This window comes from Streptomyces xingningensis (assembly GCF_054957865.1).
Genome location: NZ_JBDJPF010000008.1, coordinates 112,117 through 125,218, shown reverse-complemented (window position 1 = coordinate 125,218; position 13,102 = coordinate 112,117). Strand labels below are relative to the sequence as shown.

The window sequence follows — 13,102 nt, the reverse complement described above, 5'->3', positions numbered from 1 at the left end:
TGGACTGCCGGTCCTTAGACTGCCGGTATGACGAACAGCGGCACCGGCAGCGGCGAGCGGAAGAAGAGCGATGACAACGACGTCCCCCCGCCGCTCCCCGTGCCGCTGAACGTGCCGGTGGCGGACTCCCACACGCACCTGGACATGCAGCGGGATCCGGTCGGGGACAGCCTGGCCAAGGCCGCCTCCGTCGGTGTCGGCACCGTGATCCAGGTCGGCTGCGACCTGGCCGGATCGCGCTGGGCCGCCGAGACGGCCGCCTCCTTCGCGAACGTATGGGCCACGGTGGCGCTGCACCCCAATGAGGCGCCCAGGATCATCCTCGGCGACCCCGACAACCGGTCGCGCCGGGGCGCCCGGGAGGGCGGTGGCGAGGCCGCCCTGGACGCCGCGCTGGAGGAGATCGACGCACTGGCCGCGCTGGAGCAGGTGCGCGGGGTGGGTGAGACCGGCCTGGACCACTTCCGCACCGGCCCCGAGGGCAGGGCCGCGCAGGAGCGTTCCTTCCGTCGCCACATCGACATCGCCAAGCGCCATGGCAAGGCCCTGGTCATCCACGACCGGGACGCGCACGAGGACGTGCTGCGGGTACTGGCCGAGGAGGGCGCCCCCGAGAGCGTGGTCTTCCACTGCTACTCCGGCGATGCCGAGATGGCCAAGATCTGCGCCGAGGCGGGCTATTACCTGTCCTTCGCCGGAAATGTCACCTTCAAGAACGCCCAGCCGCTGCGCGATGCCCTCGCGGTGGCCCCGCTCGACCGGATCCTGGTCGAGACCGATGCTCCGTTCCTGACCCCCATGCCCTATCGCGGGCGGCCCAATGCGCCCTACCTCATTCCGGTCACTTTGCGTGCGATGGCCGCGGTGAAGGGGTTGGACGAGGACGCTCTGGCCACGGCGGTCGCGGCAAATACCGCACGGGCGTTCAGCTACTCACTCTAGGAACACGACACAGTGTGACTATCAGACTTTGGAGAGTCACGAGAGCTCCGCTACAGTCCTGGCCCGTCAGCCCGGACCCAGTGGAGTGTCGTGAGCCATCCGCAGCCCCACACCGCATACCGCGGCACGGCGGAAGCGCTGCCGTACGGCCCCTACGCGCCGCATCAGACGTTTGAACCGTTCCCGTCCCCCGAACCGTTCGTGACCCCCGAGGCCAGGGTGACCCCCGAGGCCAGGGTGACCCCCGACCTCTCCGAGGCCTACGTCCCGCGCCAGTCCTCCGCCTCCGTCCTGCCCGGCAGCCCACCGGACGCCCCGCCCCCGGCGGCCGGCCCCGCCCCCGGCGGCCCCGGCCCCTCCAGGCACGCCGGACGCCGCAAGCGCCCGGGCCGGGCCGGCGAGCCGCTGCGCAGGCTGCTGCCGCAGGCCCTGGTCGTCGCCTTCCTGGCCGGCGGGACCTCCGCCTTCATCGCCAGCGACAAGGCCGTCCAGCTCAGCGTCGACGGCACCCCCCGCACCCTGCACACCTTCGCCGGTGACGTCGAGGAACTGCTCGCCGACGAGGGCATGCGGGTCGGCGAGCACGACATCGTGGCACCCGGCCGGCACCACGACCTGGCCGCCGGGGACCGCGTCATCGTGCGCTACGGGCGCCCCGTCACCCTCACCCTCGACGGGGAGCGCCGCCAGGTCTGGACCACCGCCCGGACCGTCGACGGCGCCCTGCGCCAGCTCGGCGTGCGGGCCGAGGGCGCCTATCTGTCCGCCTCCCGCTCCTCCGTCATCTCGCGCCGGGGCCTGGACCTGGACGTGCGCACCGAGCGGACCGTCACCTTCATGGTCGACGGGCGCGAGCACCCGGTCCGTACCAACGCCGCGACCGTCCGCGAGGCCATCCGGCAGGCGGGCATCACCCTGCACGGCCAGGACACCGCCTCCGTCGACCCCGACAGCTTCCCGCGCGAGGGCCAGACCATCTCGATCATGCGCATCACCGGCGGCCAGGAGATCCGCGAGGAGACCCTGGACTTCACCACCGAGCGCCACGACGACCCCACCCTCGCCAAGGGCACCGAGGTCGTCGCCCAGCGCGGCGAGAAGGGCGTCGAGCGCGTCACCTACGCCCTGCGGAGCGTCAACGGCGTCAAGCAGAAGCCGAAGAAGATCAGCTCCGAGACCGTGCGCACACCCCGCACCCAGATCATCAAGGTGGGCACCAAACCGATGCCCACCACGGTCAAGGGCGCGGAGGGGCTGAACTGGCGGGGCCTGGCCCAGTGCGAGGCGGGCGGCCGCCCGGACGCCGTGGACCCCTCGGGCACCTATGGCGGCCTCTACCAGTTCGACGTGCGCACCTGGCAGTCCCTCGGCGGCAGCGGCCGCCCCCAGGACGCCCCCGCCACCGAACAGACCCTGCGGGCCAAGAAGCTCTACATCCACCGGGGGGCGAGCCCGTGGCCCGTGTGCGGCCGTAAACTTCACGGGTGAGCCCCAGCACAGACGACTCCAGCCCCAGCACAGACGACTCCAGCCCCAGCACAGACGACTCCGGCGCTCTGCTCGGCCCCGCCGACATCCGCGAACTGGCCGCCGCCCTCGGGGTGCGGCCCACCAAACAGCGCGGCCAGAACTTCGTGATCGACGCCAATACGGTCCGCCGCATCGTGCGGACCGCCGCGGTGCGCCCCGACGACGTGGTCGTCGAGATCGGCCCCGGGCTCGGCTCGCTGACCCTCGCCCTGCTGGAGGCCGCCGACCGGGTCACCGCCGTCGAGATCGACGATGTGCTGGCCGCGGCCCTGCCGTCCACGGTCGCCGCCCGGCTACCCGGCCGCGCCGACCGCTTCGCGCTGGTGCACAGCGACGCCATGCAGATCACCGAGCTGCCCGGCCCGCCGCCTACCGCGCTGGTCGCCAACCTCCCCTACAACGTCGCCGTCCCGGTGCTGCTGCATATGCTCGCCCGGTTCCCCGGCATCGAGCGCACCCTGGTGATGGTCCAGGCCGAGGTCGCCGACCGGCTCGCCGCCGCACCCGGCTCCAAGGTGTACGGAGTGCCATCGGTCAAGGCCGCCTGGTACGCCGACGTCAAGCGGGCCGGTGCCATCGGCCGCAATGTCTTCTGGCCCGCCCCCAATGTCGACTCGGGCCTGGTCTCGCTGGTCCGGCGCACCGAGCCGGTCAAGACGACGGCGACCAGGGAAGAGGTCTTCGCCGTGGTCGACGCCGCCTTCGCCCAGCGCCGCAAGACGCTGCGCGCCGCACTGGCCGGATGGGCCGGTTCCGCGGCGGCCGCGGAGGCCGCGCTGGTGGCGGCGGGCATCTCGCCCCAGGCGCGCGGCGAGGCGCTCACCGTGGAGGAGTTCGCGGCGATCGCCGAGCACCGGGAGCGTGCCGCGTGACCTCGGTGACCGCCCGGGTACCCGCCAAGGTCAACGTCCAGCTCGCGGTGGGCGGTCTGCGCCCCGACGGCTTCCACGACCTGGCCAATGTCTTCCTCGCCGTGGGGCTGTACGACGAGGTCACGGTCACCCCGGCCGATGGCCTGCGGGTGACCTGCGCGGGCCCCGATGCCGGGCAAGTACCCCTGGACGAGAGCAACTTGGCCGCCCGGGCGGCGCTGGCACTCGCCGCGCGGCATGGCCGCGCGGCCGACGTGCACCTCCATATCGACAAGGACATCCCGGTCGCCGGTGGCATGGCCGGCGGCAGCGCGGATGGCGCGGCCGCCCTGCTGGCCTGTGACGCACTGTGGGGCACTGGCGCCTCGCGTGCCGAACTCCTTGCCATCTGCGCCGAGTTGGGCAGCGACGTACCGTTCGCCCTGGTCGGCGGGGCGGCGCTGGGGCGCGGGCGCGGTGAGCTGCTCAGTCCGCTGGCGGTGGGCGGCGCCGGTGCGTTCCACTGGGTCTTCGCCGTCGCGGACGGCGGGCTGTCGACCCCCGCGGTGTACGGGGAGTGCGACCGCCTCCGGGCCGCGTCCGGTACGGGCGCGAACGTGCCGGACGTCCCACCCCCCCAGCCCTCGGCCGCCCTGCTGGCCGCCCTCCGGGCCGGCGACCCGACCGCCCTCGCCGCCACGGTCTCCAACGACCTCCAGGCCGCCGCCATCTCGCTCCGCCCCTCGCTCGCCGCGACGCTCGCCGTGGGCACCGAGGCGGGCGCCCTGGCCGCGCTGGTCTCGGGCTCCGGCCCGACGACGGCCTTCCTGGTGAAGGGCGAGCCGGAGGGGGAGCGGGTCGCCGAGGCGCTCCGGCTGTCGGGCACCTGCCGCGCGGTGCGGGTGGCCTCCGGCCCGGTGCGGGGGGCCACGGTCCGTTAGATGACCGTTTCGTCTTTGGGTGACCGTTTCGTTTCGCGCCTTCGGCGCAAGGCAGCAGCTACGGGTCAGGAGCGGGGCGGGCCAGGCCCGGTCGCCGGGTTCCGGTACGGACGGGCCGGCGGGGTGGTGGGCTGGCGGGGTGGCGCGAGCTGCCTGCCGCATGGGGCGGGCCGGCGCGGGCCACGGCACTGGGGCGCGGGCCGCCCCTGCGCCTGAGGCGAACGAGGCGCACGGGAGGTGTGGTGCGCAACGGTTGGCCCATGCCTCGGTTTGGTGCACTTTCCCTCCTTCAAATGGGGTGAATTCGGGCTACCGGCGGAAGGTTTTCGATACCGGCACACCTGGGAACCGCGAACCGCGAACCGCGAGCCACCCAAGCGGAACCCGGCGACCGGCGCCGGCCCGCCCCGCTCCCGACCCGTAGCTGCCGCTTTGCGCCGGAGGCGCGAAACGAAACGGTCCGAGGTCAATCGGTCGGTGGAACGCGGGGGTGGGGGTACCCCCACCCCCGTTCACCTGCTGCTCCCATGGGGCGGCGGCCTCCCCGCGCCTAGCGTGGTACCCGAGCCGCTGGAGCGGTTGGAACAGCAGGAAGCAGGGGGCGGACACAGTGCGCGGCAAGAGGAAGACGGGTGCCCGGCGATGATGGGCAAGCTTGCGCGGCGTTCGCTGTGCCACCGGTTCGGCGGCTTCATCGCCACCTTTATCGCACTCACCCTGGGTGCCACGATCGTGATGGCCTGCGGCGGTCTGATGGAGACCGGCATCCGCGGCGACGTTCCGCCGGAGCGTCTGGCGGGGGCGCAGCTGGTGGTGACCGGAGACCAGTCGTACCCGCGTCCCGGCAAGAAGCACAAAGAGGTCTCCCTGCCCGAACGGGTGGAGCTGCCCGCCGAGTTGACCGACAAGGTCCGTGCGGTGCCGGGGGTGCGTACGGCCGTGGGCGAGCGCACCTTTGACGCCGCCGTGCTGGGTGGCGGGGGCAAGGCGGAGGCCCATGGCTGGGAGTCCGCGGCCGTTACCCCGTATGCGCTCGCCGCCGGTGCCGCGCCCGAGCGGTCCGGCGAGGTCGTCCTGGACGCGGGGCTCGCCCAGCGCGCAGGTGTGCAGGCGGGCGGACGGGTGCGCATCGCGGCGCATGGTGGCTCGGCCGACTACCGGGTGAGCGGTGTGGTCAAGACCGCCGGTCAGCCCGTGCTGTTCTTCGCCACCGGCGAGGCCGCGCGGCTGGCGCCGCATGCGGGCCGGGTCGCCGACATCGCCGTCACCGTCGAGCGCGGTGCGGATCTCGGCGCGGTGCGCAAGGGAGTCGGCGCCGCGCTCGCCGGACAGCCGGTGTCCGTACTGACCGGCGACGACCGGGGCGCCGCCGAGCACCCCGAGGTCCTTGCGGGCGCCGACGACCTGGTCTCGATCTCCGGGGCATTCGGCGGACTGGTCATCGCCTGTGCGGTGTTCGTGGTGGCCGGTACGGTCGGACTCGCCGCACAGCAGCGCCGCCGGGAGTTCGCCCTGCTGCGGGCGATCGGTGCCGGCACCCGTCAGCTGCGCAAGATGCTGCTCGGCGAGACCCTGATGGTCACGATTCTCGCGGGGGCGGCCGCCTGGCCGCTGGGGCCGCTGGCCGGCCACTGGCTGTTCGACCGGCTCACCGACGGCGGCCTGGTTCCGGACACCCTGGTCTACCGCCATGGCTGGATCCCGGCCCTGCCCGCCTATGGGGCCGCCCTGCTCACCGCGGTGCTCGGCAGCCTCCTCGGCACCCGGCGTGCGGTGGGTGCCAAGCCGGTGGAGGCGCTGGGCGAAGCGGCCGTCCAACAGCGCTGGTTCAACCCGGTGCGGCTGGTGCTCGGGCTGCTGTTCCTGGCCGGGGCCGCGGCCCTGTCGCTGATCACCGCGCTGGTGCTGCGCGGTCCGGTGGCGGCCTCCACGGCGGGGCCGGGAGTGATGTGCGCTGCGGTCGGCCTGGCCCTGCTGGGTCCGTGGTTCACCAAGCTGGTGACCGCTCTGCTGTACTGGCCGGTGCGGCTGGTGACCGGTGCCTCCGGGCGGCTGGCGGCCCTCAACTGCCGTGCCACCACGGTCAGGATGGCCGCGGTCGCCACCCCGATCATGCTCGCCACCGCCGTCGCCACCGGCATGATCTACCTCCAGACCACCACGGCCGCCGCCACCGACAAGGCGTTCACGGAGAACCTGCGGGCCGATGCGGTGATCACCTCCGCCGCGGGCGGGGTGGACCCGGCCTTGCTGTCGAGCGTGCGCCACCTGCCGGGTGTCGCTGCCGCGAGCGCCTCCCTCACCGGCCACGCCTACACCGAGCGCCCGCACGACGGTGACGAGAACAAGCGCGGCCTGGCCCTCCAGGGCGTCAGTGCGGACGGTGCCGAGGGGACTTTGGCCACTGAGGTGACCAAGGGCAGCCTGACCGCGCTGGACGGCAACACCATTGCCCTGCCGGAGCGGATGGCGGATCGGATGCACCGTGGTATCGGTGACACGGTGCGGCTGCGGATGGGGGACCGGGCGGTGGTGGATGTGCGGGTTGTGGCCCTGTTCACCGCTCGCGAGGGTTATGAGACGGCGCTGACCAGTGCGGAGCTGCTGGCCGCGCACAGCACGCGGGGGCTGCCCGCGCAGATCATGGTGCGCGCCGCCGATGGCACCGGCCGGGACCGACTGATGAGCGAGCTCGGTGCGTTCGCCGAGCGGCACCCGGAGCTCAAGGTCGCCGACCGGGACTCCCTGACCGCGGAACACGCCCGCAACACCCGCACCCAGGCCTGGGCCAACTACCTCATCGCGGGAATGCTGATCGCGTACACCGCGCTCTCGGTGGTCAACTCGACTGCTGTCGCGGTGGGCAACCGGCGCCGGGACTTCGCGCTGCAGCGGCTGACCGGGTCCACCCGGGGGCAGGTGATGCGGATGATGACCGTGGAGGGTGCGTTTGTGGCCGTTGTCGGCCTGGTCCTGGGCACGCTCGCGGCGGCTGCGATGCTGGTGCCGTTCAGCCTGACGGCTATGGGCAGTTGGCTCCCCTCCGGTCCGCTGTCGGTCTACCTCGGGGTGATCACCGGTGCGAGCGCGCTGGCCCTGGCCTCGACCCTGATCCCGACCTGGCTGGCCCTGCGGATGCGGCCGGTGGAGGCCGCCCGGGTCTGAGCGGTCTTGGGGTTCGCCCGTGCGAGGGGGGTTCTTTTGAACCCCCCTCGCACGGCGCTTGCCCGCCATAGCCTCCGTTGGTATCGACAGAGGTACGAGGGGTGGGGTGCGGGATGAGTGAGACCTCTCCGTCGCCGTTGGCATGGCGGCTGTGCGGGAATCAGCTCAAGCTGTGGCGGATGGGTGCGAACATCAGCCGTGAGGAGCTGGGCAGGGAAGCGGGGTATGAGGTCGATACCATCAAGTCGATGGAGCAGGGGCGGCGGAGGCCGTCGCAGAGGTTGCTCGACATCGCGGACGAAATGTTCGGGGCGCACGGGAAGTTGAGGGCGGCACACCCGTACCTGGAACCGGAGAGGTTCGCCAGTCGCTCGCGTGAGTACATGGTGATCGAGGCCGAAGCGATCGCTCTGCACTGGTACGACGTGCTGTTCATTCCCGGGCTGTTGCAGACCGAGGAGTACGCCCGCGTACTCATGTCCAGTCCCTGCCCTCCCGCGGACGAGGAGACGATCCAGAAGCGAGTGGCAGCCCGATTGGAGCGGCAGGAACTGCTGAAGAAGCAAACCGTGATGTTCAACTTCGTGATCCATGAGGTCGCGCTGCGGAGCATGGTGGGCGGATCCGAGGTGATGAAAAATCAACTCAATCACCTGGTGAAAGTTGGTGATTTGCCCAATGTCTTTGTCCAGGTGCTGCCCATGGGGCTGGGTGTACATCCTGGACTTGGCGGCCCATTCACTGTGCTCGAGACCTCTGACCATGCGCACTACGGCTACCAAGAAGCGCAAGCAGCCAGCATGATGAATGCGGATCCAGAGAGAGTGAGCAAGCTCATGAAGCGGTTCGGTGTGATCCGTATGCATGCTCTCAGCGCCGTGGATTCGGTCCCATTCATCAAGAAGGTGGCAGAAGAGCTATGAGTGCCGAACCGGCATGGTTCAAGTCCAGCTACAGCGCACAGGACGGCAGTCAATGCGTCGAAGTCGCCGCCCTCCCGCACACCGTCCACATACGTGACTCGAAGCGCAGGGACGGCCCCCAACTCGCCATACACGCCCCCGTCTGGGTGCACTTCATCACCTACGCGTCCGGCGCATAGTGGGCCGGGGGCGCAGCCCCGGGCAAACCTACGGACGGGTTGGCGGGGTTGGCGCGGGCCACGGCGCTGGGGCGCGGGCCGCCCCTGCGCCTGAGGCGAGCGAGGCACGCGGGAGGCGTGGTGCGCAACGGTTGGTCCATGCTTCAACTTGGCGCCCTTTTCCTCCGCTAAATAGGGTGAATTCGGGCGCTGGTGGAGGGTTTTCGATACCGGCACACCTGCGAACCGTGAACCGCGAACCACTCAAGCGGAACCCGGCGACCGGCGCCGGCCCGCCCCGCTTCCGACCCGTAGCTGCCGCTTTGCGCCGAAGGCGCGAAACGAAACGGTCACCCGACCACAGGCACTATGCCGCCCTGCCTCTTGGTAAGCGGGCTCTGGAAGTCCGGTGCGGTACCGTGCCCCATAAGGACCGCGTCCGTAAGGGGCGCGCGGGCTGTGACACCGTGCGGCTCCGCCGCGTGGGCGCGACCAGCCACGGGCGGCCCGCAGTCGACTGACCGTACATCCAGCGGAGCGCTCCTGGTCCTCAATGTCTTCGACCGGCAGGACACCCTTATCGCGGACGAGGACTGAGCCCGGCCAGGGCGACGACGGGGGCGGACCAGGGCCTGGCCCCCGGGCTTGACCCGTGACATGGGATCCTGAAAAGGACACCATCAAGCGAGGAGCCCAATGGCAGCCAACCTGGTCAATCTGGAAGCCGTCGACAAGGTGTACGGCACCCGTGCACTGCTCGACGGCATCTCCCTCGGTGTGAACGAGGGCGACCGGATCGGCGTGGTCGGCCGCAACGGCGACGGCAAGACCACGCTCATCCGCATCCTTGCCAAGCTCGAGGAGGCCGACAAGGGGCGGGTCACCCACGCCGGTCACCTGCGCCTGGGCGTTCTCACCCAGCACGACTCCCTCGACCCGGCCGCCACCGTGCGGCATGAGGTCATCGGCGACCTCGCCGACCATGAGTGGGCGGGGAACGCCAAGATCCGCGATGTGCTGACCGGGCTGTTCGGCGGCCTGGACCTGCCCGGCTTCGCACAGGGCCTGGACACCGTCATCGGTCCGCTCTCCGGCGGTGAGCGGCGCCGGATCGCGCTCGCCCAGCTGCTGATCGCCGAGCAGGATCTGCTCGTCCTCGACGAGCCCACCAACCACCTCGACGTGGAGGGCATCTCCTGGCTCGCCGGGCACCTGCGGGCCCGCCGCTCGGCGCTGGTCTGCGTCACCCACGACCGCTGGTTCCTCGACCAGGTCTGCACCCGCATGTGGGACGTACAGCGCGGCACCGTCCATGAGTACGAGGGCGGCTACAGCGACTATGTCTTCGCCCGTGCCGAGCGTGAGCGGATCGCCGCCACCGAGGAGGCCAAGCGGCAGAACCTGATGCGCAAGGAGCTCGCCTGGCTGCGCCGCGGCGCCCCGGCCCGTACCAGCAAGCCGCGCTTCCGCATCGAGGCCGCCAATGAACTGATCGCGGACGTACCGCCGCCGCGCGACAACGCCGAGCTGATGAAGTTCGCGAGTTCCCGGCTCGGCAAGACCGTCTTCGACCTGGAGAACGTGACCGTGCAGGCCGGGCCGAAGGTGCTCGTCGAGCATCTGACCTGGCAGCTGGGCCCCGGCGACCGGATCGGCCTGGTCGGCGTCAATGGCGCGGGCAAGACCTCGCTGCTGCGCGCCCTCGCCGAGGCGGCGCGCACCCAGGGCGAGCAGCAGCCCGCGGGCGGCAAGGTGGTGGTCGGCAAGACGGTCAAGCTGGCCTATCTGTCCCAGGAGGTCGCCGAACTCGACCCCGCCATGCGGGTGTTGGAGGCGGTCCAGCAGATCCGCGACCGCGTGGACCTGGGCAAGGGACGGGAGATGACGGCGGGGCAGCTGTGCGAGAAGTTCGGCTTCACCAAGGAGAAGCAGTGGACGCCGGTCGGCGACCTCTCCGGCGGTGAGCGGCGACGGCTGCAGATCCTCCGGCTGCTGATGGACGAGCCCAATGTGCTCTTCCTCGACGAGCCGACCAACGACCTCGACATCGAGACGCTGACCCAGCTGGAGGACCTGCTCGACGGCTGGCCCGGCTCCATGGTGGTCATCAGCCACGACCGGTACTTCGTGGAGCGCACCACCGACCGGGTGTTCGCGCTGCTCGGCGACCGCTTCCTGCGGATGCTGCCGCGCGGGCTGGACGAGTATCTGGAGCGGCGGCAGGCCGTCATCGAGGCCGCGGCGCCCCCGGCGCCCGTGCCCGCGGTCAAGCCCAGGCCGGCCGGGGACTCCCGGGCGGCCAAGAAGGAGCTGCAGAAGATCGAGCGCAGGCTCGACCGGATCAGCGAGCAGGAGGCCAGGCTGCACGAGCGGATCGCGGAGCGGGCGACCGACTTCGAGGCGGTGGCCAAGCTGGACGCCGAGCTGCGTGAACTCGCCGGTGAACGTGAGGAACTGGAGCTGCGCTGGCTGGAACTCGCCGAAGAGGTGTAGTGCACCCGCGGGACAGCAGTCTTGTCACGGGGCGGTATCGGCCAGGAGCTGTGGCCAATGCCGCCCCGTGGGCTGTTTGTGCAGGGTGATACAAAGAACGTCCGCTCGCCTGCCGCTCACTGGCGGGATTCCGTCCCCTGCCCATGGACCCGCGTACACAGAGGAAAGTTGATGTCACAGCCGCCCCAACCACCTCAGTCGCCGCAGGGGGTCCCTCCGGAGAAGCCGGTCGGCGGTTTCGGCGCCCCCCAGGACTCTCCTCCGGCCGGTTTCGGCGCCCCGCCCGCCATGCCCCCGCAACCACCGGGTCAACCCGCGTACGGCTACCCGCAGATGCCGCCCGCGCCCCCCGGAGCGCCGCAGACCGGTGGCTACGGCTACCCCGGGCAGCCGCCCCAGGCCAGCGGCTACGGCTATCCCGGGCAGCCGCCGCAGTACGGCGGGTACCCGCCCCAGCCGCCGCTCCCCGGCGGCGCTCCGAGCCCCGGCGGGGGGAAGTCCAAGCGGCGCCTGGCGGTGATCGTCAGCTCCGTGGTGGCGCTGGTGCTGGTCGCCGGCGGTGGCGTCTGGTTCGCCACCAAGGACGACGGCAAGCACGACAAGGCCCATGGCGCCGACAACCACCAGGGCAACGGCGGCAACAAGGACAAGGGGGGCAAGGAGGACAAGCCCAAGTCCCAGGACGGCAGGATGCTGTTCGGCGTCGACCAGCCCGAGGTCCCGAGCGGCCGCTTCGCCCCCGGCATGTGGGCCACCGACAAGGTCTTCGCCAAGGCCGGCCTCTTCAAGATCACCGGATACGGGCCGACCGGCGGACAGCAGTGGGAGCTCCCGCTCGACGGCGAGACCTGCTGGGCCTCCCCGCATGTCACCGCCGACGGCAAGACCGCGGTCCTGGTCCGGGACAAGAAGCCCGAGGGCACCAAGTTCGGCTCCGGCGGTCAGTGCACCGAAGTGATCGCGCTCGACCTGAACAACGGTAGGAAACTCTGGCAGAAGTCCCTCAAGGGCGATGACCAGACCCTCTCCTTCAACGAGGTCACCGTCGGCAACGGCGTGGTCGCCGCGGGCAGCCTCTCGGGCGGCGCCGCCTGGTCGCTGGCCGACGGCAAGGAACTGTGGAAGCCCCAGCCGACCACGGACTGCGTGGACCGCGGCTACGGCGGCGGGAACAAGCTGGTCGCGGTGCGCCGCTGCGGTGACTACGACCACCCGCTGATGAAGATCCAGACCCTCAAGCCGAATGGCGCGGTGCTCTCCTCGTTCACCCTGCCGAACAACCTGGCGGGGGCGAACGTGGTGTCCACCGACCCGCTGGTCGTCGCGATCAAGGCGGGCAGCGACTCGTCGACCTCCGGTGCCTCGGACTTCATGGTGATCGACGACAGCGCCAAGGACGGCAAGCTGCGCAGCAAGATCTCCGCCGGGAACGGCACCTACGACCCGCACTGCGACTCGCTCCAGGTGGAGAGCTGCAAGACCGCCATGGTCGGCAAGGACACGCTCTACCTGCCGACCAGGAGCCACCAGACCGGCAAGGCCGGCGCGGATGTCAACGAGATCGTCGGCTTCGACCTGGCCAGTGGCCAGTCGAAGGGCAAGGCCGAGGGCCGGAAGAGTTCCGAGCTCACCCCGCTCACCGTGGACCAGGACGGGTACCTCATCGCGTACCAGACGCCCGGGTGGCAGCAGGGCGGCCAGGTGGTGCGCCTCGATCCCAAGACGTTCGCCCTGGACGTGCTGTTGCGGAACCCTGCCTCCACCTCCCGGGTGGAGGAACAGATCTCGATGGGCCGCGGCGGGGTCCTGTGGTCCCAGAACCGGCTTTACCTGGGGCGGGATTACATCAGCGAGACCAGTCGCTGGGACAAGGACAAGAAGTACCTGGCGACGGTCTGGGGAGCCAACTGATACTGATCATTTGACGAGCGCTCCGGCCAAATCCCTGTCCATCGTGCGTACATGCCTGAACGATCCGTTTCAGACGCGAAGTACACATGATTGGCAGGGATTTCGGCATTCCGGGGGACTTCTCACCAGTAGGGGGCGCGGAACGTCGAACAAGCGTGTAGCTTCCGGTGGACAAGAGGGCGACAGGA

9 protein-coding genes are annotated in these 13,102 nt (G+C 70.7%); all 9 read left to right on the top strand.

All coding sequences use genetic code 11. The annotated features are described in order from the left end of the window. The first annotated feature begins 27 nt into the window (after positions 1–27). The 9 genes from ABCR83_RS06960 (at position 28) to ABCR83_RS06920 (ending at position 12,914) form a co-directional block, all read left to right on the top strand. Positions 28–942 (top strand): TatD family hydrolase, encoded by a 915-nt coding sequence (locus ABCR83_RS06960; RefSeq protein WP_462693923.1) that lies wholly within the window; start codon positions 28–30, stop codon positions 940–942. Between the two features lie 90 nt (positions 943–1,032). Continuing rightward, the gene (locus ABCR83_RS06955; protein ID WP_462693922.1) at positions 1,033–2,430 is read left to right on the top strand and encodes a ubiquitin-like domain-containing protein; all 1,398 of its coding nucleotides are present in this window, start codon (positions 1,033–1,035) and stop codon (positions 2,428–2,430) included. A 68-nt stretch (positions 2,431–2,498) separates the two neighbouring features. Further along, positions 2,499–3,344 carry a 16S rRNA (adenine(1518)-N(6)/adenine(1519)-N(6))-dimethyltransferase RsmA gene (gene rsmA / locus ABCR83_RS06950; protein WP_462693951.1) on the top strand — a complete coding sequence of 282 codons (846 nt, stop codon included), beginning with the start codon at positions 2,499–2,501 and terminating at the stop codon, positions 3,342–3,344. Further along, positions 3,341–4,264 carry a 4-(cytidine 5'-diphospho)-2-C-methyl-D-erythritol kinase gene (locus tag ABCR83_RS06945; protein WP_462693921.1) on the top strand — a complete coding sequence of 308 codons (924 nt, stop codon included), beginning with the start codon at positions 3,341–3,343 and terminating at the stop codon, positions 4,262–4,264. Before rsmA ends, ABCR83_RS06945 begins: the two co-directional genes overlap by 4 nt. Before the next feature lie 642 nt (positions 4,265–4,906). Beyond that, positions 4,907–7,429 carry an ABC transporter permease gene (locus tag ABCR83_RS06940; RefSeq protein WP_462693920.1) on the top strand — a complete coding sequence of 841 codons (2,523 nt, stop codon included), beginning with the start codon at positions 4,907–4,909 and terminating at the stop codon, positions 7,427–7,429. A 113-nt stretch (positions 7,430–7,542) separates the two neighbouring features. After that, the gene (locus ABCR83_RS06935) at positions 7,543–8,352 is read left to right on the top strand and encodes a helix-turn-helix domain-containing protein (protein WP_462693919.1); all 810 of its coding nucleotides are present in this window, start codon (positions 7,543–7,545) and stop codon (positions 8,350–8,352) included. Further along, a complete protein-coding gene (locus ABCR83_RS06930; RefSeq protein WP_462693918.1) occupies positions 8,349–8,531 on the top strand; it encodes a DUF397 domain-containing protein in 183 nt (60 codons plus the stop codon). The genes ABCR83_RS06935 and ABCR83_RS06930 overlap by 4 nt, the downstream gene beginning before the upstream one ends. Positions 8,532–9,206: 675 nt before the next feature. After that, positions 9,207–11,003: an ABC-F family ATP-binding cassette domain-containing protein gene (locus ABCR83_RS06925; RefSeq protein WP_462693917.1), complete on the top strand. Its 1,797-nt coding sequence runs from the start codon at positions 9,207–9,209 to the stop codon at positions 11,001–11,003. Positions 11,004–11,174: 171 nt separating this feature from the next. After that, a complete protein-coding gene (locus ABCR83_RS06920; protein WP_462693916.1) occupies positions 11,175–12,914 on the top strand; it encodes an outer membrane protein assembly factor BamB family protein in 1,740 nt (579 codons plus the stop codon). Positions 12,915–13,102 lie beyond the last annotated feature (188 nt).